This window comes from Duganella sp. Root1480D1, from assembly GCF_001427305.1.
In the GTDB taxonomy this organism is placed as follows: domain Bacteria; phylum Pseudomonadota; class Gammaproteobacteria; order Burkholderiales; family Burkholderiaceae_D; genus Rugamonas.
This window is the reverse complement of the sequence record NZ_LMFZ01000023.1, coordinates 274,334-297,747: the sequence shown is the minus strand read 5'-3', so window position 1 is coordinate 297,747 and position 23,414 is coordinate 274,334. Positions and strand designations below refer to the sequence as shown.

Genomic DNA, 23,414 nt, shown 5'->3' with positions numbered 1-23,414 from the left:
ATGGAACTGGAACTGATCGCAAGGAAAACCGTGCTGCTGGTCGACGATTCGCCCGACAACCTGGTGCTGATGAACGACCTGCTGAAAGACCTGTACAAGGTAAAGGTTGCCAACAGCGGCGAAAAGGCCCTGCGCATCGCCACCACCGGCCAGCCGCCTGACGTGGTGCTGCTGGACGTGATGATGCCTGAAATGGACGGCTATGAAGTATGCCGGCGGCTGAAGGCCGATCCGGCCACGCGCAACGTCCCCATCATCTTCCTGACTGCCAAATCGGAAGTGGAAGATGAAAGGCTCGGCCTCGACCTGGGCGCCGTCGACTACATTACCAAGCCAATCAGCCCGCCGATCACGCTGGCCCGCGTGCGCAACCACCTGATGCTGAAGGAGCATGCCGACTTCCTGCGCGACCAGAACGAATTCCTGGAACAGGAAGTGCGGGAGCGCACGCGCGAAGTGGTGGCGATCCAGGACGTCACCATCCTGGCCATGGCATCGATGGCAGAGACCCGCGATTCAGAAACCGGCAACCATATCCGCCGTACCCAATTTTACGTGAAGGCGCTGGCGGAACGGCTGAAACAGCATCCGCGCTTCAGCGCCGTGCTGACCGACAGCTACATCAACCTGCTGTTCAAATCAGCGCCGCTGCACGATATCGGCAAGGTCGGCATCCCCGACCGCATCCTGCTCAAGCCTGGCAGGTTCGAACCGCATGAATTCGAGATCATGAAGACCCACACCACCCTCGGCCGCGCCGCCATCGAGCATGCGGAGCGGTCGCTGGGCACGCCGATGGCATTCCTGTCGATCGCCAAGGAGATCGCGCATTCGCACCAGGAGAAATGGGACGGTTCAGGCTATCCCGAGGGGCTGGCCGGCGAAGCAATCCCCGTTTCGGCTCGCCTGATGGCAGTGGCGGATGTGTACGACGCCCTGATCAGCCGCCGCGTCTACAAGGACGGCATGCCGCACGAGCAGGCAGTGCAGATCATCATCGAGGGCAGGGGAAAGCACTTCGACCCCGACATGATCGATGCGTTCATCGGCTTGCAGGAGGAGTTCCGCGCCATTGCGGCGCGGTTCCATGATAGCGACCATGACATGGCCGAGAAGAAGGCGCAGATCGAGCGCCTGACGAAAGCGTAAGGCTTACTTCGAGCTGTAGATCTTGTCGAACTCGCCGCCGTCGTCGAAGTGCTTCTTCTGGGCCGCGCGCCAGCCGCCGAACACTTCATCCACGGTGAACAGCGAGATCGGCTTGAAGCTGGCCGCGTATTTCTTGAACACTGCATCCGAGCGCGGGCGCAGGTAGTGCTTGGCGATGATTTCCTGGCCCGCATCGGAGTACAGGAAATTCAGGTAAGCGGTGGCTTCCTTGCGGATGCCCTTCTTGTCCACCACCTTGTCGACCACGGCAACCGGCGACTCCGCCAGGATCGACGACGATGGATACACCACCTCGAAGTTGTCGCCGAATTCAGCGCGCACCAGGTTCACTTCGTTCTCGAAGGTCACCAGCACGTCGCCGATCTGGCGCTGGGTGAAGGTCGTCGTGGCGGCGCGGCCGCCTGCGTCCAGCACCGGCACGTTCTTGAAGATCTTGCCTACCAGCTCGCGCGCTTGCGCCTCGTTGCCGCCTTTTTTCAGCACCGAGCCCCAGGCAGCGAGGTAGGTGTAGCGGCCATTGCCGGCCGTTTTGGGATTCGGGATCACGACAGCCACGCCCGGCTTGGCCAGGTCGCTCCAGTCCTTGATCGCTTTCGGATTACCCTTGCGCACCAGGTAGACCATGGTGGAGTAGGCCGGCGCAGCATTATTCGGGAACTTCTTGGCCCAGTCCTGTACCACCAGGCCGCGGTCGGCCAGCATATCGATGTCGTTGGCCTGGTTCATGGTGACCACCGACGCCTCCAGGCCATCGGCCACGGCACGCGCCTGCTTCGACGAGCCGCCATGCGACTGCTTGACGGTGACGTCCACGCCGCTGCTCTTCTTGTAAGCCGCAGCGAAGGCCGGGTTGATATCTTTGTACAGCTCACGCGCCACGTCATAGGACACGTTCAGCAAGGTCACTTCATTGGCCGAGGCAGCCGGGGCAAAACCGATAGTGGCAGCCGCCAGGGTGGCACTGAGTGCAAATGCGAATTTGTTATAAGTCATGGCATTCTCTATTGTGAAAACAGATAAGCATGGTCTAGAATCTCGCGCCGAAAGGAAACTACTTATTCGTTATAAGCTTAGTATCGGCCCCGGATAAGGCAGGGCGCACGCGGCCTCATACGGGGATTTTGCCGCTGGTGTATATTCCGGTTATTGAATACCTGTGAGCACGCATGAGTTTTGAAATTCGCCGCGCGGAAGCGAAAGACGCCACGGCTGCCTGTGAGGTGCTGCGACGCTCAATCGCCGAATGTTGTGTGCTTGACCATAAAAATGATCCCGCCATTCTTGGCGCCTGGCTAGGCAACAAGACGCCCGAGACGGTAGCGTCCTGGTTCGCCTCGCCCACCAACTTTTCGCTGGTGGCAGTCGATGAGGGCGTTGTCGTCGGCGTCGCCTTGTTGACGGCTGCCGGCAAGCTGGCCCTGTGCTACCTGTTGCCCGAAGTGCGCCTGCGCGGCGCAGGCAAGGCGCTGCTGGCCTGCGTCGAACAGCAAGCCTGCAGTTGGGGCGTCAAGGCCCTGCAGCTGCACAGCACCGCCACCGGCGAGGAGTTCTTTGCCCGCCAGGGCTACCTCCGCGCCGGCAATGTCCGCTCCCCCTACGGCGTCGACACGGTCTTCTTCTGGAAGCAGCTGGATGGCACCGTCTGCGATGCCAGCAAGCCGAAGCGCTTCTGCGGCTGTAACTGAGGCGCCTAGCGGGCAGGGGCAGACATGAAACAACTGATCGCTGCTCTTCTTGCCTTATCCTGCTGCTGCGCGCAAGCCGCGCAATTCAACGTACTGGTGTTTTCCAAAACGGCCGGCTGGCATCATGACTCGATCCCGGCCGGGGTTGCGGCAATCGAGGAACTGGGCCGGCTGCATGATTTCAATGTGTCCTGGACCGAAGATGCAGATCGCGTCTTCAGCGAGCGGGAACTGGCCAAGTACCAGGCCGTGATCTTCCTGCAGACGACGGGCGACATACTGGACGCCAAACACAAGGAAGCGTTCGAGCGCTATATCCGTTCCGGCGGGGGCTATGTTGGCGTGCACAGTGCGTCGGACACCGAATATGGCTGGCCGTGGTACACCAGGCTGGTGGGGCATATGTTCGACCACCATCCCGCAATCCAGAGCGCAGTCCTGAAAGTGGAAAATCGCAATTTCCCCGGGATGGAGCGTTATGCCGCACGCAACCTGGTGACGGAAGAATGGTATGCGTTCAAGCCCGCCACCAGCAAAGTCAGTTACCTGCTCTCGGTCGATGAGTCGAGCTACCAGGCCGGACCGAAAGGGATGGGGGCCTTCCACCCGGTGAGCTGGTACCAGCATTACGATGGCGGCCGCGCATTTTACACAGCGCTGGGCCACCTGCCGGCGACCTATGGCGACCCGCTATTCCGCCACCACCTGTATGGCGGAATTTACTGGGCCGCCACGGGCAATGGCGTGACCCCGCAGTAATCAGCCCTCCTGCGCCTTGGCTGCCGCAGCCTTGGCGCGCAGTGTCGTGACGTTATCGTAGCCGATGCCCCAGTTATCGGTTTCCACTTCATCGATGATGACGAAAGTGGTGGCCGGGTTTTTGTTCAGCACGCGCTGCAGCAACTCGGTTGCGCCCTTGATCAGTTCCAGTTTCTGCTCAGCGGTTGCGCCTTCTTTGGTGATGCGGAAATTTACATACGGCATAGTGAAGCTCCTTTGGTGGCAAGTGGGTGTTTGATGCAGTGCCAGGCCAGCAAGGCGCCCAGCAGCAACAGGATGGTTGAAACGGAAAGCGCGAATTCGATGTCCTGCATGGCGCCGAAGATGGCGACCCCCATGGCGCCGCCAACCTGGCGCGCCGTGTTCAGCACTGCCGAAGCGGTACCGGCTTGGCTGCGGTCGACCGACGAAAGAATGGACGTGGTCATGGCCGGCACGGCCAGCCCCATCCCGCCCGGGATCAGCGCCAGGCCCGGCAGCATTTGCATGAACGTGGCATCGTTCGAGACGCCAAAGATCGCCAGCAGGGCATAGCCCGCAGCGCCAATCAGGCCGCCGACAATCATCGGCGTGCGCGATCCGAGCCGGGCCTGCATACGGCCGCTGGCAATATTCGAGATGATGAAAGTGCCCGTCAGCGGCAGGAACACCAGCCCTGCATGCATGACAGAGAAACCGCGCACCTTCTGCAGGTAGAAGCTGAGAACGAAGATCACACCGTAATAGGCAAAGTTGACCATGACGCCAAATAGTACCGCGCCTGAGAAACCGACATCCCGGAACAGGCCAAGCGGCAGCATGGGCGCCGCGCTGCGCTGCTGGCTGCGGATGAACAGCACGGCCGATACCAGGGCCACCAGCAACGCTCCCTGTACCAGGTGGCTGGAAGCGCCCAGCGCATTGAACTCGATCACGGCACCGATAAAGGCCGTCAACGCAATGATGGCGAGCACCTGGCCGGTGATGTCGAAAGCGCGCGCAGGCTCTTTGCCGCGCAGTGCCGGGACCACGCGCAGCGTGAGCCAGAAGCCCAGCACGCAAATCGGGACATTGACCCAGAAGATGCTGCGCCAGCCGGCAAGGCTCATGAGCAGGCCGCCCAGCACGGGACCGGCTGCGATCGAGACCCCGCCGGCAGCCGTCCACCAGGCGATGGCCTTGGCCAGTTGCGCGCGGTCGTGGGCGTAAGCGGCATTCAGTATTGCCAGCGAACTTGGGATCAGCAGCGCGGCGCCGACACCCTGCACGGCGCGCGCCAGGTTCAGCGCCAGCGCACCAGGCGCCATCGCGCAGGCCAGCGAGGCAAGCGTGAACAGCGCGAAGCCGGACAGGAACACGCGGCGCGCGCCGAAGCGGTCGCCCAGCACGCCGGCCGACAGCAGGAAGACGGCAAAGCCGAGGGTATAGGCGTCGACCACCCACTGCAAGGCGCTGACGCTGGCGCCCAGTTCGTGCCCGATCTCCGGCAAGGCAACGTTGACGATGGTGACATCAAGCTGGACGATGATGAAGGCAAAGCTGGCGGCCAGCAGGACGGCGGGTGATGGCTTGTTCATGGCGCGGCTCCCATTTGTTAGCTTGAACTATAAATGGCTTCACGCATCAATAAAAATGAATAATAATGATTGAAGTCATCTCAAACGGAGAACGAAATGGAACTCTCCTCCCTGAGGATATTCAAGACCGTCGCCGAGGAAGGCAGCGTGACCCAGGCGGCAGCGCGGTTGCACCGGGTGCAGTCGAACGTATCGGCGCGCCTCAACCAGCTCGAGGAATCGCTGGGCGTCACCCTGTTCAACCGCTCGGGGCGGCGCATGCTGATCACGGCGGAGGGAACGCGCCTGCTGGAATACGCCGACCGCCTGCTGCGGCTGGCCGATGAGGCGCAAATGTCGGTGCGCGGCGAGCAGGAGCCCGCCGGCCAGTTGCGCATCGGTTCCATGGAGACCACGGCCGCCGCACGCCTGCCGCGCGTGTTGGGAGCCTTCCACCGCAAATACCCGCAAGTCGACCTGCTGCTGGATACGGGACCGACCGACTACCTGGTGCAGCAGGTGTTGAACCACAAGGTCGACGTAGCCCTGGTATCGGCACCGATAGAACGCCCGGAACTCGAACAAGTGCCGGTCTTTGTCGAAGAACTGGTGCTGCTGACGGACGCGTTGCACGGCCCCGTCACCGGTCCGGCCGACGTGGCGCGCCGCACGCTGCTGGGCTTTCGCAGCGGCTGTTCCTACCGCCGCCGGCTGGAATGGTGGTTCGCCGACGCCGGCATCCCCCACGCGCGGGTAGCCGAATTCGGCACCTTCGAAGCCATCATCGGATGTGTTGCCGCCGGCATGGGCGTCGCCATGATGCCGCGCGAAGTCCTGCGCCAGCGCGGCCTGGGCCGCACCGTGCAATGCCATACCCTGCCACCCGACGTGGCAGAAGTCGAGACGATGATGATATGGCGCCGCGACATCCCCCACCACGCCGCCCGCGACGCCTTTATTGCCGGCGTCGGCCAAGCAAAATGAAAGTCGGGGTCAGCTCCGGCAATCGGACATTCGCTGCGCGAATGTCCGATTGCCGGAGCTGACCCCGACTTTTAAATGCGGAGCGAAGGGCGGCTTACAGGGCTGCCAGTGCTGCGTTGAAGGTGGCGCTTGGGCGCATGACGGCGGCGGTCTTGGCGGTGTCCGGCTTGTAGTAGCCGCCGATGTCCATCGCAGTGCCTTGCACGGAATTCAGCTCTTCCACGATCTTGGCTTCGTTTTCGGCCAGGGCCTTGGCCAGTGGCGCGAACTTGGCTTTCAGTTCGGCGTCGTCGTTCTGCGCTGCCAGGGCCTGGGCCCAGTACATCGACAGGTAGAAGTGGCTGCCGCGGTTGTCCAGTTCACCGGTGCGGGTCGATGGCGACTTGTTGTTGTCCAGCAGCTTGCCGGTGGCTTCGTCCAGGGTCTTGGCCAGGATCTTGGCTTTGGCGTTACCGGACTTGATGCCCAGTTCTTCCAGCGACACGGCCAGGGCCAGGAACTCGCCCAGCGAATCCCAGCGCAGGTGGTTTTCTTCCACCAGCTGCTTGACGTGCTTAGGTGCGGAGCCGCCGGCGCCGGTTTCGTACATGCCGCCGCCAGCCATCAGCGGAACGATCGACAGCATCTTGGCCGAGGTGCCCAGTTCCAGGATCGGGAACAGGTCGGTCAGGTAGTCGCGCAGGATGTTGCCGGTCACGGAGATGGTGTCCAGGCCGCGCGAAACGCGTTCCAGGGTATAGCGCATGGCGCGGGTCTGCGACATGATCTCGATTTCCAGGCCGCTGGTGTCGTGGTCTTTCAGGTAGGTCTCCACCTTCTTGATCACTTCAGCTTCGTGCGGACGGTAGGTGTCCAGCCAGAACACGGCAGGCATGCCGGAATTGCGGGCGCGGGTGACGGCCAGCTTGACCCAGTCGCGGATCGGCGCGTCCTTCACCTGGCACATACGCCAGATGTCGCCTTCTTCCACGTTCTGGGTCAGCAGCACTTCGCCGGTGGCCAGGTCGGTGATGTTGGCGATGCCGGCTTCCGGCACTTCGAAGGTCTTGTCGTGCGAGCCGTATTCTTCGGCTTGCTGCGCCATCAGGCCCACGTTCGGCACGGTGCCCATGGTCTTCGGATCGAAGTTGCCATGCCATTTGCAGAAGTTGATCATCTCCTGGTAAATGCGGGCGAAGGTCGATTCAGGCATGACTGCCTTGACGTCCGCAGTGCGGCCGTCGGCGCCCCACATCTTGCCGCCGATACGGATCATGGCCGGCATCGATGCGTCGACGATCACGTCGTTTGGCGAGTGGAAGTTGGTGATGCCCTTGGCCGAATCGACCATGGCCAGCTTCGGACGGTTTTCCAGGCAGGCGTGCAGGTCTTTCAGGATCTCGTCCTTCTGCGACGCCGGCAGCTTTTCGATCTTCTCGTACAGGTTGGCCATGCCGTTGTTGACGTTCACGCCCAGTTCGTCGAACAGCTTGGCATGTTTTTCGAACGCTTGCTTGTAGAAGATGCGCACGCAGTGACCGAACACGATCGGGTGCGATACCTTCATCATGGTCGCTTTCACGTGCAGCGAGAACATCACGCCGGTCTTGTACGCGTCGTCGATTTCGCGCTCGTAGAATTCCAGCAGGGCTTTCTTCGACATGAACATGGAGTCGATGATCTCGCCGGCTTGCAACGCGACCTTCGGTTTCAGGACGATGGTCTTGCCGGACTTGGTGATCAGTTCCATCTTCACTTCACGAGCCTTGTCCAAGGTCATGGACTTTTCGCCGTGGTAGAAGTCGCCGCCGTGCATGTGCGACACGTGGGTGCGCGATGCCTGGCTCCATTCGCCCATCGAGTGCGGGTTCTTGCGTGCGAATTCTTTCACTGCCTTCGGTGCGCGGCGGTCGGAGTTGCCTTCGCGCAGAACCGGGTTCACGGCGGAGCCAATGCACTTGCCGTAGCGGGCTTTCAGCGCTTTCTCTTCTTCGGTCTTGGCATCTTCCGGGTAGTCCGGCAGCTTGTAGCCGGCAGCCTGCAGTTCGCGGACGCAGGCGATCAGCTGCGATACGGATGCCGAAATATTAGGCAGCTTGATGATGTTGGTGTCTGGGTTCTGGGTCAGGGCGCCCAGTTCGGCCAGGTTGTCCGGCACTTTCTGAGCGTCGGTCAGGCATTCCGGGAAGGCGGCCAGCACGCGGGCGGCAACCGAAATATCGCTGGTCACGACGTCAACGCCGGCCGGTGCTGCGAATTTCTGCACGATCGGCAGCAGGGAATAAGTCGCCAGCAGTGGCGCCTCGTCGGTAAGGGTGTAGATGATTTTAGACTTTTGAGACATGTTTATTCCCTCAAATGCGGATGTTTTCCGCTGGATGTTCTTCCCTGGGCCAGCCGGATTCGACCGGCTCGGGGTGGATGGCGGGTGGCGATGGCCTACCGGACAAGCTTGACATTGTAGCTCACAGGAATGGTCGTAACAATTGGCGATGATACGTAGCCGGGGCGTTTGGGCTGTCCAGGCCGACATCCCCGCGCCCGATCCGGCCCGGCGGCTGGCGGTAAGTGCGGAACAGGTGGTCCCACAGCATCAGCCACTCGCCGAAGTTGACCTGGGCATCCGCGTAGTCCCGTTTATGGTGCCAGCGGTGGGTCTCGGCGACGCCGAACGCATGGCGCAGCGGGCCCAGCGCGTAATCGAGATTGGCGTGCTGGAAGGCCAGGTGGACGGAGAGAATGGCCAGGCCGCTCGAAATCACCGCTGCCGGAGCCCCCAATGCCAGCAAGATGGCAAAGCCGGGTGCGCCCATCATCATGGCGTGCAAGGGGTGGCGCCGTTCACTGTTCAGCCAATACAGGCGTTCACTGCTATGGTGCGCCTCGTGGAACAGCCACAGGCGGCGGTGGCGATGGCTTAGCCAATGCATAAAAAACAAGCCGAAGTCGAGCACGACCATGGCAGCGGCGATTTGCGCCCAAACCGGCCAATGCGAAGGCCATGCAGCCGGCGCCGGCAGCCAGGTACGCGCCCAGGACAGGATTTCGATGCTCCCATACAGGACGCTGGCATTGACCAGGAAGTGCAGGCTGTCGGTAAGCGTATCGCCATGGCCGGCCAGCCAGGCCTCTTCATAAGGCTGCCATTGCTCGAGCAGGGCGACGCAGGCGATGGCGGCCAGTGCCATCAGCGGCACGGCTGGCCAGTACGGCAGGCCTTGCGTGCAGCCCCAGAGAATTGCTGTTGCGGCACCGCCAAAAACGATCGGGTAACTCAGGTAGCGTATTGCCCATTGCTTCATATCGACCTCCTGTGGTGAGAGGAGGCCAGCGTAAGCGCGCCTGCGTCAGGCGGCTTGAACGAAAGAGCTATCCAGCACAATCCCCTGCAGCAGGGCCGCAGGATTCAGGCCGAACATTTCACGGAAGGTGCGCGAAAGGTGGGCTGAGTCGGCAAATCCGCTGGCGTGGGCGGCGTCGGTCAGGTTGCCTCCATGTGCAAGGCGGTGCAATGCCAGTTCCAGGCGTAGCCATTTCCGGTAGCTGCGCAAGGGAAGGCCGGTTTGCTCGACGAACCAGTGGGAAAAGCGGCTCGGGGACAGGTTCGCCAGGCCTGCCAGGTGGATGCGGCTGACACTGCCTGAGGTCGTGCCGGCACGCAGGGCGCCTGCCACGGCAGCCATGCGCGGATCCGGCGTTGACGAGCGAGGTAGTCCAAAGGCGCCCCTCAGCACGCTGCGCAAGGGCTGGCCTTGGTCTGCTGCCGCAAGGAGCTGGCTGCAGAGGTCCGCTGGCAGCGGCAACGGCGCGGTGGCAGGCAGCTGGAACAAAGCGGCTCCTTCCGGCGTCAGCGGGTCCAGGTAAACCAACAATGCTTCTTCAGCGCACACGCAATGCGGCATGCCCGCCGGGACGGCAATTCCGGCGGCGCGCAGCGGGCCGGTAGGGAAAGCAACGCCGACTTCGTCTTTGAGTGCGATGACTAGCTGGTGCGCGTAATGGGCGTGCAGGGCGCTGTCTCCGACCGTGCCGCGAAAGACGCCGAAACCGGGTGACAGCAGCGCATTTCCCGACCAGTGCTGGACTGGCATCAGGCCCCCGCGCACTTGCGCACCGTGTCCCAGGTGCGGGTGGTGATGTCTTTGCCGAAGGTCTTCTCGATCAGGCGCATGAACACCGGGCCGTCGCTGCTGGGCAGGTAGGTTGAAAACACCTCGCTCCCGATCACGCCGAGCATTTCGGCGCCGCTGACCGGTGGCGGCAGCGTGGTCTCGGGCGGTGCATCGCGCAGGAAGCTCACCACGCGCTTGGCGGCGGGATCGGCGCCAAGTCCGGGATACGGGTCATCGGCTATCAGGTTCTTCAGGTGCTGCTGCGAGCGGATAATGGTGTAGAAGCTGCGGCCCAACGCCTTTTCCATCGCTGCTTCGGCCTTGCGCTCCAGCGCCGATTCCGAAGCGGAACGGGCATCGAATGCTACATTGCCGCTTGATAGAAGCGTTTTGACGTTGGAGAATCCGGCACTTTCGAAAGCGGCTTTCAGTTCCGGCATCTTGCAATTCATCGGGCTGACGCCGCGGAGCAGGGCAATATAGCGAGGCATTGTGTTTCAGATAAGAGTTGAACCGAAGGGATTATCGTTCGAAACGGATGGCGAGGCCAGCCTGTTGGTGGCGGCCGCCCGCGCCGGCGTGGTGCTGCCCAGTTCCTGCCGCAACGGCACCTGTCGCACCTGCATCTGCCAGGTGCAAAGCGGCGCTGCGCGCCACCTGATCGATTGGCCGGGCCTGAGCCTGGAAGAGAAGCGGGACGGCTACATCTTGCCCTGTGTGGCGGTAGCGACCTCTGACCTGGTGCTGGAGGCACCGGCCGCCCACCGCCGCACGTGAGAATTCGATAATCTTATCGATGTCGCAACGCAGTACAATCGCTGCCCATGGCTTATCACATGACGATCTTGCGTAGCGCCCATGGCTTGCAGCAGCCCATTTCGCTTGACGAGGCGCTAGCGGCAGCCCGCAATTTGCAGGGATGGCGCGTGACGGATGAAGCGGAATTGGCTTTCAGCGACGGGCGCAGGTCTTTCAGCCTGTGGCATGACAACGGCGCACTGTGGACGCGACTGGATGATCCATGGGTGATCGAACACATGCTGGAAATGGCGAGGGAACTGGATGCCCGCGTGCGTGGGGACGCGTTTGAAACCTATGTAACAGCTGATCAAACGTATGCACATCCCGACGACGAACGCCTGGAACAGCTGGCACGCGCAGATTCCGCCCAGCTGCTGGCCAGGCATATGGCCGAGCAAAGGCGCATCCGTAATGCCGTCATCGGCTTCTTCGTACTGCTGGGCGCGATTGCTTTCTTAGCTGGTAAGTGGTTCGAGCGTCACTAAGTTTACGACAAATTGTTAAAGGGGTTTCTCAACTCTTCCTCTATTGCTATAGTAATCGTTATTGCAATAGATGGAATCGCCATGGCAACACGCAGAGACTTCCTCCACATGATGGCGGGTACGGCACTGGCTGGGCTGCCGTTGGTCGGCCAGAGCCGCCCGCAGTCGGAGCCGGAACCTCCGCCCGACATTTTCGACGCGCAGACGCTGGACCTGGAATTCTGGATCAAACCGCGCACCATCAGCGTGATCCGCCCGCAGAGTGGCGAGAAGGCCAGGCTGACTTATTGGAAGGACGGCGAAATCATCGATTCGGCTTACCAGGAACTGTGCCATTTGCTGCGCGATGTGAACGGCAAGGAGACTGCAGCGATCGATCCGAAGCTGTTTGAAACGTTGTGGGGGGCGCAGGCCTTTGTGCAGCGCTTTGGGATCGAGAGCCCGCTGGAGATCCTGTCGGGGTACCGCACGCCGGCGTCCAACAAGAAATTGATCGAACAAGGGATTCCGGCTGCGCGCCAGTCGCTGCATATGAGCGGGAAGGCGGCGGATATCCGGATTCCGAATTTGAATGCCGAGGTGCTGGGGAGCCTGGTACAGAGTTTCCGCCAGGGCGGCGTGGGCTTCTATTACCGCCAAGGCCCGCGCGGCGGCTGGATCCATGCCGATACGGGCCTGCAGCGGAGCTGGAAAGGCTGACCCAGCTTTACCGGGTTTTCAGTGGTAGTAATACGCCGGCGTAGGCACCGCATCCGTCCGCGCCAGCCGTTCCGCCTCAAGATCAACTTTATGATCCCACCAGATATTCCACCCAGCCCTCTGGTCGTCCACCATCTCAGGATGCTCATCGAGTAGCTTGCCGAAGAAGGCATCAAACTCAGATACATATTCGTTTACTTTCATACCGCCTCCCAACGTTTCGGTTACACTCCTGACCCATGCTTAATCACGATGACGAAGCGGCCAAGCCGCGCTTTCGCCCAGTGCCGTGGACCGCACTGGAAACGCCCCAGGACGTCGAGCTGTGGATCGCCGAGCACGACCTGGCGCTGAAGGAACACGTCGGCAAGCAGGAAACCGGCTACGGCGTGTGTTTCAGCCTGGCCGAAGGCGGCGATATCTACATGCAGACCACCGAGGGCGCCGTTATCCTCGATGTTACTCCTGAAGCCGATTGGGTGGAGCCCTTGTTGTGCGCCATTGCCGGTTGCGAGCCGCCGAAAGGCCGGGTATGGACGCTGCCTGAAGACAAGCTGGTGCAGCTCATCCTTGGCCTGTCGGTCCTGATCGCCACCACCACCCTCGTAGTAGGCCACAATTTCGGCCGCCGCCGTTCTTACTAAAGGATTCCTGATGCGCAAACCGTTGATCGCCCTCCTGCTGGCCGCAGCCGCGTTGCATGCCAGTGCTGCCGACCTGCTGCAAACCGTCAAGGCGCGCGGCACGCTGAAAGTGGCCATGGAAGGCGTCTACCCGCCGTTCAACTTCAAGGAAAAGGATGGCGAACTGGCAGGTTACGACGTGGACGTGGCGCGCCTGGTGGCAGGCAAACTGGGGCTGAAACCGGAATTCGTCACCACCGAATGGGCCTCCATCCTGGCCGGCCTGGCCAGCAATAAGTACGACGTGATCATTTCGCAGGTCGGCATCAACCCCAAGCGCGAGCAAGCCTTCGATTTCAGCGCGCCCTATATTTACTCATCGCCGATGCTGATCGTGCGCAAGGACGACAAGAACAACTGGACGTCGCTCGAGCAACTGAAGGGCAAGCGCGTTGGCGCGGGGCAGGGCAGCGTGTACGAGATGCAGCTGAAGGCGGTGCCGGGCATCGACGTCAAAGGCTACCCCGCCGCGCCGGAAAACCTGACCGACCTGGCCCTGGGCCGCATCGATGCCGCCCTGAATGACAGCCTGATGACTGCCTACCTGCTGAAAACCACCAAGCTGCCGATCAAGGCTGGTGCCCGTGTCGGTGCCATCGAACGCATGGGCATTCCCTTCCAGAAGGGCAACCCTGAATTCAAGGCCGCACTGAACAAGGTGCTGGCGGACGCCGCTGCCGACGGCAGCCTGAAAGCCATTTCCATGAAATGGTTCGGCACTGACGTCAGCAAGGCGCCGTAAGCATGGATTGGCTGGAGCTGCTGCACGAGGCGGCGCCCGTGATGTTGAAGGGCGCCGGCTATACCCTGGTGTTCGCCGTCGCCGCAATGGTGGGCGGCCTGGTGCTGGGCTTTCCCACCGCGGTGATGCGCATCCTGCCGTGGAAAATGCTGCGCTGGCCGGCCAATGTATACGTCAGCCTGATGCGCGGCACGCCGCTGCTGGTGCAGATGTTCGTGATCTACTACGGCCTGCCGTCGGTCGGCATCGAATTCACGCCGGTTACCGCCGGCATCCTGGCGTTGAGCCTGAACGCCGGCGCCTACTTGTCGGAGAGCCTGCGTGGTGCCATCCTGTCGATTCATCAAGGCCAGTGGTCGGCCAGCTACAGCCTGGGCCTGGGCTACGGCCAGACCTTGCGCCACGTGATCATGCCGCAAGCGCTGCGCATTGCCGTACCATCGATGAGCAACACGCTGATCAGCCTGATCAAGGATACTTCGCTGGTATCGGTGATTACGATGACCGAACTCATGCTCTCCACCAAGGAAGTGATCGCCACCACTTTCCGCCCCTTGCCGCTCTATCTCGCGGCAGCCCTTATTTACTGGATTCTCAGCCTGGCATTCGAGCAATTACAACGCTTTGCCGAGCAACGCCTGAACCGCGCGCACCGGCAAAGTTAGCTGCTCGACATTGTCACAAGGGCATGCTAGGCTGGAACCAATATGGATAAAGACCAGCATGCCAGGCAGGCGGAGCAGGTGACCGCCATCCGGCCCGCCGTCCCCGGACTGGCAGGGGTCGATGCACTCTTGCCCGGCGAAGCAGTGCTGGCAGCCATGGGCGGCACCCCGCCCGCCGTCTACAGCGGCATGCAGCGCGCCACCGGCGAACTGCAACTGGCCAATGACCAGGACTATTTCAACGACCTTTACCTGTTGGCGCCAGTCGGCTATTTCGTCCTCGCCAGCGACACCACCATCCTCCAGATGAACCTGGTCGGCGCCGACCTGCTTGGCTTGCCGCGCCAAAACCCTGATGGCGTTCCTTTCCGCAACTACGTCGCGCAACGCTTCATGGCGGACTTCGACGCCTTCGTCAGCAACAGCCTGGCCAGTGAAGAACCACAGCGCCTGTCGCTGCAATTGACGCGCGGGCGCGGCGACCGCGGCTTTGCCGTCACGCTGCTTGGCAGCGGCACGCCGGGCATGTCGCAGCTGCGCGTGGTGCTGGAAATGGCCGAAGGCAAGCTGGCCGCGCTGGAAAAGAGCGAAGAACGCTTCCGCCGCATCGTGCACAGCGCGGAAGAAGGGATCTGGGAAATCGACGCTGCCGCCCGCACCAGCTTCGTCAATCCCAAGATGGCCGCCATGCTCGGCTATACGATTGAGGAAATGCTGGAACAGCCGCTGGTCAACTTCATGGACGATGAAGGGCGCGCCCTGCTCGAACGCAATATCGCCCGCCGCCAGCAAGGCATGGCCGAGCGCCACGAGTTCAAATTCCTGCGCCGCGACGGCAGCGATATGTGGGCCACACTGGCCACCAACCCGATCTTCGACTCCGACGGCAGCTACCTGGGCGCGCTGGCGCTGGTGAGCGACATCACCGAACGCAAGCTGTCAACCGAGCTGATCTGGCATCAAGCCAATTACGATTCCCTGACGGCCCTGCCGAACCGCAATATGTTCCAGGACCGGCTATCGCAGGAAATGAAGAAAGCCCGCCGTGACGGACTGTTCCTTGCGCTGCTGTTCATCGACCTCGACCAGTTCAAGGAAATCAACGACCGCCTCGGCCACGAGATGGGCGACGCCTTGCTGGTGGAAGCGGCGGGGCGTGTGGGTGCCTGCGTGCGCGCCTCCGACACGCTGGCGCGGCTGGGCGGCGACGAGTTCGTGGTGATCCTGCCTGGCCTTGACCATGTCACCAGTGCCGAGCGCGTTGCACAGCAAATCATCGCCAGCCTGAACCGGCCCTTCGTGCTGGGCGACACCACCGGCTCGGTATCGGCCAGCATCGGCATTGCCCTGCATCCGTCGGACGCCAACGACCCGGAGCAATTGCTGCGCAACGCCGACCAGGCCATGTACGCCGCCAAGAATGCCGGCCGCAACCGCTACAGCTATTTCACGCCCGACATGCAGGCCGCCGCCCAACTGCGCCTGCGCATCACGCGCGACCTGCAGATGGCCGTTGCCAATGAACAGTTCGAGCTGCACTACCAGCCCATCGTCAACCTGCATACCGGCGCTATCGAACGAGCCGAAGCGCTGCTGCGGTGGCGCCACCCCGAGCGCGGCATGCTGAACCCGGTCGACTTCATCGGCAGTGCCGAAGCCAGCGGCATCATCCTCGAGATAGGCGACTGGGTATTCCGCCATGCCGCCGACCAGGCCAAGCGCTGGCAGGACGAGTTGGGGCGGCCATTCCAGATCAGCGTCAACCAGTCGCCAGTGCAATTTCGCACCGGCCCCGATTTCTTCGAGAAGTGGATGCATTACGTTGAGCGATTGCACCTGGCGCCGCGCAGCATCGTGCTCGAAATCACCGAACGCCTGCTGCTCGACAACAGCAGCCCCGTGATGGAACGCCTGCGCCAGTTCAAGTCGATGGGCTTGCAGGTCGCGCTGGACGACTTCGGCACCGGCCACTCCATGCTGGCCCACCTCAAGAACTTCGATATCGACTACCTGAAGATCGACCGCAGCTTCGTGATGGACCTGGCCGGCGACTCCGGCGACCTCGCGCTGTGCGAGGGGATTATCGTGATGGGCCACAAGCTGGGCCTGAAGGTGGTGGCGGAAGGCGTCGAAACCGAAGCCCAGCTCAACCTCCTGAAAGCCGCCGGCTGCGACTACGCCCAAGGCTTCGTCTACGCCCGCCCGATGCCTGCCTCCCAGATGACCCCCCTGGCCCGCGGCCCCGCCCGATTTGCCAGCTAAATCGCAAGTTCGCAAGCCCAAGTCATTTCTCCTCCCTCTCTTCGTTGGTGCACGCCTCGGCGCCATGAATCGCCGTTTCCGATCGCAATTTTTTGATGTGCACGTGCAACAAAATTGCAATTGGATATATTTCATTTCCTAACATTTTTGTATAATGCTTGCCGGTTTCACCCGGAAGTAGTTGCTCCAACAAATCGGCTCGCTTTTTCGTGGCAAATTTGGCAACATAAAAATTAGGCTCAATTCTAACGAGGAGAAATTCTTGCGAGGTCTACGAAACATTCTCTTTAGCGTCTTTTGCATTGGCGCGTCGCTTGTCAGCACGAACGCCTTGGCTGGGGAAACGCTTGGGGCTCGGAAAATTGTTGGCCTTGGATGCCATAACACCAACGGCGTTTGCTTCGTAACGCTGGATGGCGGCGCATTTGGCGCAACGCTTGGATGTTCAGTTGGGGCAACAAATGACTTCCGCTTCGACAATGGGGATACGGCAAACGGCAAGCGCACCTATGCTGCTTTAGTTGCGGCGTCTATTGCCGGAAAGTCTGTCTCTGTCTACGTCGATGGCTGTACTTCCCAGGGCTACCCGAACCTCATTTACTACTACGTAGCTAGTTAGCGGCCGTTCTAATGAATTTGATCCACCGCGGACCGTGAGGCTTGGGTCCCGGGATTAACGTTAAGACCGTTTCGCACTTCACTGGAATGTTGCTTCTTCCAGCCCGTCGCTGCCATAGGAGCTCATCAGATAAATGAGCTTGTTGGTGTCTCCAAAATTGTGGCCCTTTGGTCAGCCAATGATTAGGTTTGACTCAGTATCGCCTGGAAGCCGGCTAGCGCTGGCCAGCCGGGTCCAGGATAGTAAATGACGCTCTTGAAGATCTCTGCCTGCGCACGTCGATCTGTTGTGATCGCGGCCCTTGCCGTGCTAGCCGGCTGCGCAGCACAGCAACATCACAGCGCCGGAATGAGCGCATTTGAGCGAAGCGAGTACGCCGCGGCTGTCCTTGAACTGCAGAAGGCAGCCGAGTTGAGGGCTGGAGATCTTGAATATCGGCGCGACTGGCTGCGTGCTAGGGAGGCCGCGACAGACAAGCTATTGTCCGCCGCCCAGGAGGCGTTGGCCAAGAATGACCGCGGCATGGCCGTCCGGCACTATCAGGCAATTCTGAAATTCGACCGCGAAAATGATCGCGCACAGGGTGGAATCGAAAGGCTCGCGAACCTGGCGCGTGCGGACCAGGATGCTGAAGCTGCGCAATCGGCCTTGAAGGCCGGCGAGGTTGCAAAAGCTGGCGAACTTGTTGCTCGGGCATTGAAGGGCGCGCCATCACATCCGGCAGCTCTGGCGATCAAACAGGAAATCGACGCCCTCCATGCGCAGGAGCTGATGATCGAACCGTCGCTGAGTGCGATGTACAAAAAACCTATCAACCTTGAGTTTCGCGATGCGAGTATTCGCATGGTGTTTGATACCTTATCGCGCAGTACCGGTATCAATTTCATTTTCGACAGGGACGTAAGGACAGATCAGCGCACCACTGTCTTCCTGAAACAGACGTCTCTGGACGATGCTATTGGCGTCATTTTGTCCACTGGGCAGTTGGAAAAGAAAGTTCTGAATTCAAGCAGCGTCCTGATATACCAAAATACGCCGGCAAAGTTGCGTGAATATCAGGACTTGATTGTGCGCGCCTTTTACCTAGCGAACGTCGAAGCGAAGCAGACTGCCGCCATGCTGAAGACGGTCCTGAAGATCAAGGACGCATTCGTCGACGATAAATACAATATGATTGTTCTCCGTGAGGCCCCGGAGACCATTGCACTCGCCGAGAAGCTGATTCGCTTGCATGACCTCGAAGAGCCTGAAGTCATGCTTGACGTGGAAGTCCTGGAAATCAATCGTTCCCGACTGCTGAACGCTGGCATCCAATGGAACAGTGCCTTTACTGTTTCACCTTTGGGCGTGAGCGGATCCGGGTCGTCCGGCGGCGCGGCAACGGCCACAATGAAGCTCAGCGACTTGCGCCATCTCACATCCGAGAAGTTAGGCATTACGGCGCCCAGCGCAACCATCAATCTTCAGAAGAACGATGGCGATGCCAACTTGCTGGCCAATCCGCGCATCCGTGTGCGTGATCGGGAAAAGGCCAAGATCATGATCGGCGACAAAGTGCCGGTCGTGAGCACGACGACTACCAACACGTTCGTCACCGAGAATGTCCAATATCTGGACGTCGGATTGAAGCTTGAAGTTGAGCCGGACATTCACTTGCGCGATGAAGTAGGCCTGAAAATCGCGCTAGAAGTGAGTTCCCTGGTGTCTTCTGTCAAGACAAACAATGGCTCGCTGGCTTACCAGATTGGTACACGGAATTTCAGCAGCACCTTGCGCTTGCGGGAAGGCGAGACCCAGGTTCTCGCTGGGCTGATTAGCGATGAAGATCGATCCTCTGCCAACCGCGTGCCTTTGCTTGGCGATATGCCGCTGCTGGGTCGCCTGTTCGGCAGCCAGAACGACAACCGCCAGAAAACCGAAATCGTTCTGTCGATTACGCCACATCTGGTACGCAATATGCAACGCAAGGACCCTTCGCTCGAATCGTTCTGGTCCGGTACTGAAGCAACCATGCGTAACCGCCCATTGCTGTTGCGCGAAATGAAGCCGGCTTCTGGCGCCGCCGTGTCGACCGCGCCGAACCCGATGGCCGCGCCATCTTCACGGGACATCAATCCGGTAGTTGTGTCGCCGTCAGGTTCGCCCAAAATCACTTGGAGCGGGCCTGCGAAGGCAAAAGTCGGCGAGGTCGTTGAACTCGGACTGGAAATTGACAGCCAGGATGCCTTGCGCGCAGCTTCGCTTCAGCTCGCTTTCAACCCTTCAGACTTCAACGTTGTGAGTATTGAAGATGGCCACTACTTTGGCAAAGACGATCGAGGCGGATTCAGCAAATCCATCGAAGGTGCCAGCGGACGCATTTCGGTAGGCGCCAGCTCGGCGGAGGGCGGCTCGGGAAAAGGTGCAGGGAAACTGCTTGTCCTCAAGTTGCGCGCGTTGAAAGAAGCGCCGGAAACCAGCGTGGCGCTGGTGGCAGTGACTCCGGTTGGTTCGGAAAAAGCCGTGCCGCGGCCAGGGCTGCCTGTACCCCACGTAATGGCTTTGAGCGAAAGGTGAGCCTGCTGCGAACATCGATGACAGGTGGTGGACTGCGTCCCAAACAGTTGGGATTCACGTATGTCATCGTGATGTTGCTGGTCGCTGTGCTCTCGGTAGTTACCACGCGGGCCCTCGAGTATGCAAGTACGTCCGAGCGTCGCGAGAAGGAGACGGACTTGCTCTGGGCAGGAATGGCCTTTCGCAATGCGATTGAGGCATACCACAAAAGCTCGACAGGAAATATCAATGGTTATCCCACCGAGTTGGAGCAACTGCTGTATGTTGATTACCTGAGCAATCCCATACGGCCGCTGCGAAAAATCTACCGTGACCCAATCACCGGCGCCAGGGAATGGGGTTTGGTGAAAGATGGAGATAACATCATTGGAGTCTATTCCTTGTCGCCTCAGCGGCCAATCAAGCAAGCCGGCTTTGATCCGAAGCTCGCCGGATTCGTGAATGCGCAACATTACAGTGACTGGAAATTTGTGTATCAGCCCGAGAAGTAAATCTTCCGAACAATTGAATTGACCGTTCCCGATGGATTCCACCCAACTGCTCGCTAGCAAGACCGCATTCGTACTTCGACGGATGCTGGCTGCATACCGACTTCCGTTCGCGTTGGCGGCCAGCGCTGTGGTGCTGTTGGCGACCGCGATCGCCTTTTATGTGGCGGAAACATCGGCCCTTCAGGCAGCGCGGCTTGAGGCATTTGACTTGTCGAAACAAGAACAAGCCGCTGCGGAGCAGGCGCGCCGGGCCACCCCGGCAAAGATAGATTTGAAAGCATTTCGCAGTTCGCATCTCCTGGCGATTCTCGAACACGGCGCTTCCTCCGCCAACGTCAAGCTCGATGAAATTTCGTTTGCTGTCGAGGACTCACCGAACCAGCCGTTTGTGCGTTACCGTGCATCCTTCCAGGTGCTCTCGCGCTATCCAACGGTGCGCAAGTTCATCTCCGAAATCCTGAGCGGATCCGAAGGCGTAGTGTTAGACACGGTCTCTTGCCGCCGCGAGGACATTAACGCAGCCGATGTCCGCTGCGACATCTCCGCCTATGTTGCATATCGGGAGAAGGCCCATGGATAGCTCGCAACGTCGACGCTGGACTGTGTTGCTGGCGACCCTGTTACTCACGTTGGCCGCCGCCTTCCTGGGACCTGCGCCAGCCGAGGTGCCTGAGCTGAATACGGAGCGGGTACCGGCACGTTCTGGCATACCGGCTCCGCAGCACGCCGCAACCGAAATCGCGCCGGTCTTCGCGGAAGAGGGTGCGGCTGACCCATTTGAGAAGCGCGGCTGGGCAGAGCCGCTGGCGCCGGCGCCGCTGGTCGCGCCTGCACCTGTGGAGCGGATAGTTGCGCCAGTTATTGCGGAGCCAGCGGGACCGCCATCATTGCCTTATCGTTATGTCGGCAAGTTGAGCGATGAGTCCGGTTCCGTGATCTATCTCGCACGCGGGGAAGTGGCATTTGTGGCGCGCGTTGGCGAGACATTGGAAGGAGCCTACAAAGTCGCCGCGCTGCAGGCACGCAGCGTGGAGTTCGAGTATGTTCCTACAGGAGCGAAGCAGTCGCTTCCAATACCGGATGCGGAATGAGCAGAAAATGACTTCACGCATCCGAATTGCAGGCTTCAGCCTGGTTGAACTGCTGGTCTCCGTGGCGATCCTGGCGGTCCTGGCGTCGGTCGCCATGCCCGTGGTGGAATTGACCCAGAAGCGAAAGAAGGAAGCAGAGTTGCGGCTGGCGTTGCGCGAAATAAGGAGCGCCATCGATGCGTACAAGGAAGCTATCACCCAGAAACGGATTTCAGGCGCAACGGACGCTAGCGGTTACCCCCCGACGCTGTCCGACCTGGTCGCGGGAGTGCCCGACCTGTCGAGCAAGAACGGCGCAATGATTTACTTCCTGCGCCGGATTCCGCGCGATCCATTCAACAGCGATCCGTCCGTGACGGCCATCGACAGCTGGGGGAAGCGTAGTTTTGCCTCGCCTGCCAACAAGCCGATGCCAGGAGCCGACGTGTTCGACATCTACACCAAGTCCGGTGGCATCGCCTTGGACGGAACTGCTTACAAGGACTGGTGATATGCGTGTTCCCCGCGGCTTTACGATGATCGAATTGATGGTGGCCTTGGCTATTCTGGCGGTAATCCTGACTATCTCGGCGCCCAAGTACTTTAATAACCTGGACGCCGCCAAGGAAAGCACCTTGCGCGAAGACCTGTTTGTGATGCGCGATGCGATCGATAAGCACTTTTCCGACCATGGACGCTATCCGGATTCGCTGAACGAACTTGTCGAAAAACGATACCTGCGCGCAGTGCCGATTGATCCCATCACGCAAAAAACAAGCAGCTGGGTGCTCAAGCCGCCGACGGATACAAGCCTTGGCGCTGTATATGACGTCCATAGCGGAGCCCCGAACAAGGCGCGGGATGGAACCGCGTATCAGGACTGGTAAGCTGGGGACGATTCCGTATGCAATTCAAGGTCAAACTACTGACGCAGGCCATGGTCGTCGAGGAGCAGCTCCTCGATGCTGCCGACCGGCAGGAAGTCCAGCGCATGGTCAGTGCGGGCGGGGGCAAGCTGCTGTCCGCGACTCCCGCGCGCCAGGGGCTGGGCGGGACCCGTGGACGCCAGTCCTTCAACCTGTCGATTTTCAACCAACAGCTATTGTCCTTGCTCGACGCCGGACAACCTGTGGTCGACGCACTAGAGATCCTGGGGGCCAACGATATGCGCGGTGGCAACCGCCAGATCTATGAAACCCTGTTGCAGGGACTGCGCAACGGCAAACAATTATCTGACAGCATGTCGGCACTGTCGTCGGTTTTTCCACCGCTTTACATAGCGATGGTGCGTTCCAGTGAAACCACCGGCACGATCCGCACTTCGTTGCGTCGCTTCATGCAGTACCAGAAGCAGGTCGACGAGATTCGCGGCAAGCTGGTGGCGGCTGCGATTTATCCGGCGGTGCTGATGTCGGTCGGTTTTTTAGTGGTCGCCTTCCTGATGCTGTATGTGGTGCCGCGCTTCAGTGCGGTGTTTGAAGATGCCGGCCCGGGCAGGCAAATGGCTGGCGGGTTTGTCCAATTGTGGGGCGGCTTCGTGCGTAACAACCCTGTGCTGGCATGGTCGGGCGTGGGCATCGTTGCTGCAGGAGTCTTGCTAACCATCAGGAGCCGCAATTTTCGTGCACGGCTTGTCAGGCGCCTGGTATCCATTCCTGCCATCGGACGCCGGGTCCAGGTGTTCCAGTTCGGCCGCCTCTACCGCACCTTAGGCATGCTGCTTCGCAGCGGTATCAGCATGCTCAGTGCAATGCGCATGACCGCAGACGCACTGCCGGGAAATATGGCAGTTCCGATGACATCGGCCATGGAGTCGGTCAGTCAAGGCCACGCAATCTCTCGTGCGATGGCGGCAGCGGGACTTGGAACGGAAGTGGCGAATCGCTTGTTGGTGGCGGGAGAAGCATCAGGCAACCTGGACGAAATGATGGAGCGCATTGCCGATTTCTACGACCAGGAAACTTCAAGCTGGATCGACACTGCCGGCAAACTGATCGAGCCGGCCTTGATGATCGGCATTGGCCTTGTCATTGGCGCGGTAGTGTTGATGCTGTATATGCCGATCTTTGAATTGACCAACGTGATTTAGGGACCTG

The 23,414-nt window shown here is 60.3% G+C and carries 27 protein-coding genes; 19 read left to right on the top strand and 8 right to left on the bottom strand.

What is annotated here, in order from left to right:
- Positions 1–1,149 (top strand): two-component system response regulator, encoded by a 1,149-nt coding sequence (locus tag ASD58_RS19490; RefSeq protein ID WP_057262867.1) that lies wholly within the window; start codon positions 1–3, stop codon positions 1,147–1,149.
- Positions 1,150–1,152: 3 nt separating this feature from the next.
- Here the strand turns inward: ASD58_RS19490 and ASD58_RS19485 are convergent, their stop codons facing one another.
- Positions 1,153–2,163, bottom strand: a complete 1,011-nt coding sequence (locus ASD58_RS19485; protein WP_057262866.1) for a sulfate ABC transporter substrate-binding protein — start codon at positions 2,161–2,163, stop codon at positions 1,153–1,155.
- 173 nt (positions 2,164–2,336) lie between these two features.
- On the opposite strand from ASD58_RS19485, the gene ASD58_RS19480 reads away from it, so the two are divergent.
- Both ASD58_RS19480 and ASD58_RS19475 read left to right on the top strand, forming a co-directional pair.
- Positions 2,337–2,855: a GNAT family N-acetyltransferase gene (locus ASD58_RS19480; protein WP_057262865.1), complete on the top strand. Its 519-nt coding sequence runs from the start codon at positions 2,337–2,339 to the stop codon at positions 2,853–2,855.
- 24 nt (positions 2,856–2,879) lie between these two features.
- Entirely contained in the window at positions 2,880–3,614 is a 735-nt protein-coding gene (locus tag ASD58_RS19475) for a ThuA domain-containing protein (RefSeq protein ID WP_057262864.1), read from the top strand.
- Here the strand turns inward: ASD58_RS19475 and ASD58_RS19470 are convergent, their stop codons facing one another.
- Both ASD58_RS19470 and ASD58_RS19465 read right to left on the bottom strand, forming a co-directional pair.
- A complete protein-coding gene (locus tag ASD58_RS19470; protein WP_057262863.1) occupies positions 3,615–3,839 on the bottom strand; it encodes a 2-hydroxymuconate tautomerase family protein in 225 nt (74 codons plus the stop codon). It abuts the gene before it with no gap.
- Entirely contained in the window at positions 3,827–5,191 is a 1,365-nt protein-coding gene (locus ASD58_RS19465; RefSeq protein WP_057262862.1) for an MFS transporter, read from the bottom strand. The genes ASD58_RS19470 and ASD58_RS19465 overlap by 13 nt, the downstream gene beginning before the upstream one ends.
- Before the next feature lie 96 nt (positions 5,192–5,287).
- Here ASD58_RS19465 and ASD58_RS19460 point away from each other — a divergent pair, with 96 nt between their 5' ends.
- Positions 5,288–6,154: a LysR family transcriptional regulator gene (locus ASD58_RS19460; RefSeq protein ID WP_057262861.1), complete on the top strand. Its 867-nt coding sequence runs from the start codon at positions 5,288–5,290 to the stop codon at positions 6,152–6,154.
- A 94-nt stretch (positions 6,155–6,248) separates the two neighbouring features.
- Here ASD58_RS19460 and ASD58_RS19455 read toward each other — a convergent pair whose 3' ends face one another.
- The 4 genes from ASD58_RS19455 to ASD58_RS19440 all read right to left on the bottom strand — a co-directional run bounded on the left by ASD58_RS19455 (position 6,249) and on the right by ASD58_RS19440 (position 10,736).
- Positions 6,249–8,477, bottom strand: a complete 2,229-nt coding sequence (locus ASD58_RS19455) for an NADP-dependent isocitrate dehydrogenase (protein ID WP_057262860.1) — start codon at positions 8,475–8,477, stop codon at positions 6,249–6,251.
- Positions 8,478–8,598: 121 nt separating this feature from the next.
- A complete protein-coding gene (locus tag ASD58_RS19450) occupies positions 8,599–9,435 on the bottom strand; it encodes a sterol desaturase family protein (RefSeq protein WP_057262859.1) in 837 nt (278 codons plus the stop codon).
- A 45-nt stretch (positions 9,436–9,480) separates the two neighbouring features.
- Positions 9,481–10,224, bottom strand: coding sequence for a helix-turn-helix domain-containing protein (locus ASD58_RS19445; RefSeq protein ID WP_057262858.1), 744 nt, complete (start codon positions 10,222–10,224; stop codon positions 9,481–9,483).
- A complete protein-coding gene (locus tag ASD58_RS19440; RefSeq protein ID WP_057262857.1) occupies positions 10,224–10,736 on the bottom strand; it encodes a DUF1697 domain-containing protein in 513 nt (170 codons plus the stop codon). The genes ASD58_RS19445 and ASD58_RS19440 overlap by 1 nt, the downstream gene beginning before the upstream one ends.
- A gap of 10 nt (positions 10,737–10,746) precedes the next feature.
- On the opposite strand from ASD58_RS19440, the gene ASD58_RS19435 reads away from it, so the two are divergent.
- The 3 genes from ASD58_RS19435 to ASD58_RS19425 all read left to right on the top strand — a co-directional run bounded on the left by ASD58_RS19435 (position 10,747) and on the right by ASD58_RS19425 (position 12,230).
- Positions 10,747–11,022, top strand: a complete 276-nt coding sequence (locus ASD58_RS19435; protein ID WP_373994459.1) for a 2Fe-2S iron-sulfur cluster-binding protein — start codon at positions 10,747–10,749, stop codon at positions 11,020–11,022.
- A 59-nt stretch (positions 11,023–11,081) separates the two neighbouring features.
- Positions 11,082–11,531, top strand: a complete 450-nt coding sequence (locus tag ASD58_RS19430; RefSeq protein ID WP_057262855.1) for a hypothetical protein — start codon at positions 11,082–11,084, stop codon at positions 11,529–11,531.
- A gap of 81 nt (positions 11,532–11,612) precedes the next feature.
- Positions 11,613–12,230: a DUF882 domain-containing protein gene (locus tag ASD58_RS19425; RefSeq protein ID WP_082565535.1), complete on the top strand. Its 618-nt coding sequence runs from the start codon at positions 11,613–11,615 to the stop codon at positions 12,228–12,230.
- An 18-nt stretch (positions 12,231–12,248) separates the two neighbouring features.
- Here the strand turns inward: ASD58_RS19425 and ASD58_RS19420 are convergent, their stop codons facing one another.
- Positions 12,249–12,434 carry a DUF3460 family protein gene (locus ASD58_RS19420; RefSeq protein ID WP_057262854.1) on the bottom strand — a complete coding sequence of 62 codons (186 nt, stop codon included), beginning with the start codon at positions 12,432–12,434 and terminating at the stop codon, positions 12,249–12,251.
- Between the two features lie 35 nt (positions 12,435–12,469).
- On the opposite strand from ASD58_RS19420, the gene ASD58_RS19415 reads away from it, so the two are divergent.
- From ASD58_RS19415 to ASD58_RS31385, 12 genes are all read left to right on the top strand, one after another.
- Positions 12,470–12,874, top strand: coding sequence for a hypothetical protein (locus tag ASD58_RS19415; protein ID WP_057262853.1), 405 nt, complete (start codon positions 12,470–12,472; stop codon positions 12,872–12,874).
- A 10-nt stretch (positions 12,875–12,884) separates the two neighbouring features.
- Positions 12,885–13,655 (top strand): transporter substrate-binding domain-containing protein, encoded by a 771-nt coding sequence (locus tag ASD58_RS19410; RefSeq protein ID WP_057262852.1) that lies wholly within the window; start codon positions 12,885–12,887, stop codon positions 13,653–13,655.
- A gap of 2 nt (positions 13,656–13,657) precedes the next feature.
- Entirely contained in the window at positions 13,658–14,320 is a 663-nt protein-coding gene (locus tag ASD58_RS19405; RefSeq protein ID WP_057262851.1) for an amino acid ABC transporter permease, read from the top strand.
- A gap of 42 nt (positions 14,321–14,362) precedes the next feature.
- Positions 14,363–16,582, top strand: coding sequence for a bifunctional diguanylate cyclase/phosphodiesterase (locus tag ASD58_RS19400; protein WP_229210026.1), 2,220 nt, complete (start codon positions 14,363–14,365; stop codon positions 16,580–16,582).
- 181 nt (positions 16,583–16,763) lie between these two features.
- Positions 16,764–17,201, top strand: a complete 438-nt coding sequence (locus ASD58_RS31390; RefSeq protein ID WP_156401375.1) for a hypothetical protein — start codon at positions 16,764–16,766, stop codon at positions 17,199–17,201.
- A 246-nt stretch (positions 17,202–17,447) separates the two neighbouring features.
- Positions 17,448–19,757 (top strand): cohesin domain-containing protein, encoded by a 2,310-nt coding sequence (locus ASD58_RS19395; RefSeq protein ID WP_082565534.1) that lies wholly within the window; start codon positions 17,448–17,450, stop codon positions 19,755–19,757.
- Positions 19,754–20,248, top strand: a complete 495-nt coding sequence (locus tag ASD58_RS19390; RefSeq protein ID WP_156401374.1) for a type II secretion system protein — start codon at positions 19,754–19,756, stop codon at positions 20,246–20,248. The genes ASD58_RS19395 and ASD58_RS19390 overlap by 4 nt, the downstream gene beginning before the upstream one ends.
- Positions 20,249–20,279: 31 nt before the next feature.
- On the top strand, positions 20,280–20,828 hold the full coding sequence (locus tag ASD58_RS19385; RefSeq protein WP_057262848.1) for a hypothetical protein: 549 nt from the start codon (positions 20,280–20,282) through the stop codon (positions 20,826–20,828).
- A complete protein-coding gene (locus ASD58_RS19380; protein ID WP_156401373.1) occupies positions 20,821–21,339 on the top strand; it encodes a hypothetical protein in 519 nt (172 codons plus the stop codon). Before ASD58_RS19385 ends, ASD58_RS19380 begins: the two co-directional genes overlap by 8 nt.
- Before the next feature lie 7 nt (positions 21,340–21,346).
- A complete protein-coding gene (locus ASD58_RS19375) occupies positions 21,347–21,829 on the top strand; it encodes a type II secretion system protein (RefSeq protein ID WP_057262846.1) in 483 nt (160 codons plus the stop codon).
- A gap of 1 nt (position 21,830) precedes the next feature.
- Positions 21,831–22,205 (top strand): type II secretion system protein, encoded by a 375-nt coding sequence (locus ASD58_RS19370; protein ID WP_057262845.1) that lies wholly within the window; start codon positions 21,831–21,833, stop codon positions 22,203–22,205.
- Positions 22,206–22,222: 17 nt separating this feature from the next.
- Positions 22,223–23,407, top strand: a complete 1,185-nt coding sequence (locus ASD58_RS31385; protein WP_057262844.1) for a type II secretion system F family protein — start codon at positions 22,223–22,225, stop codon at positions 23,405–23,407.
- Positions 23,408–23,414: the final 7 nt, after the last annotated feature.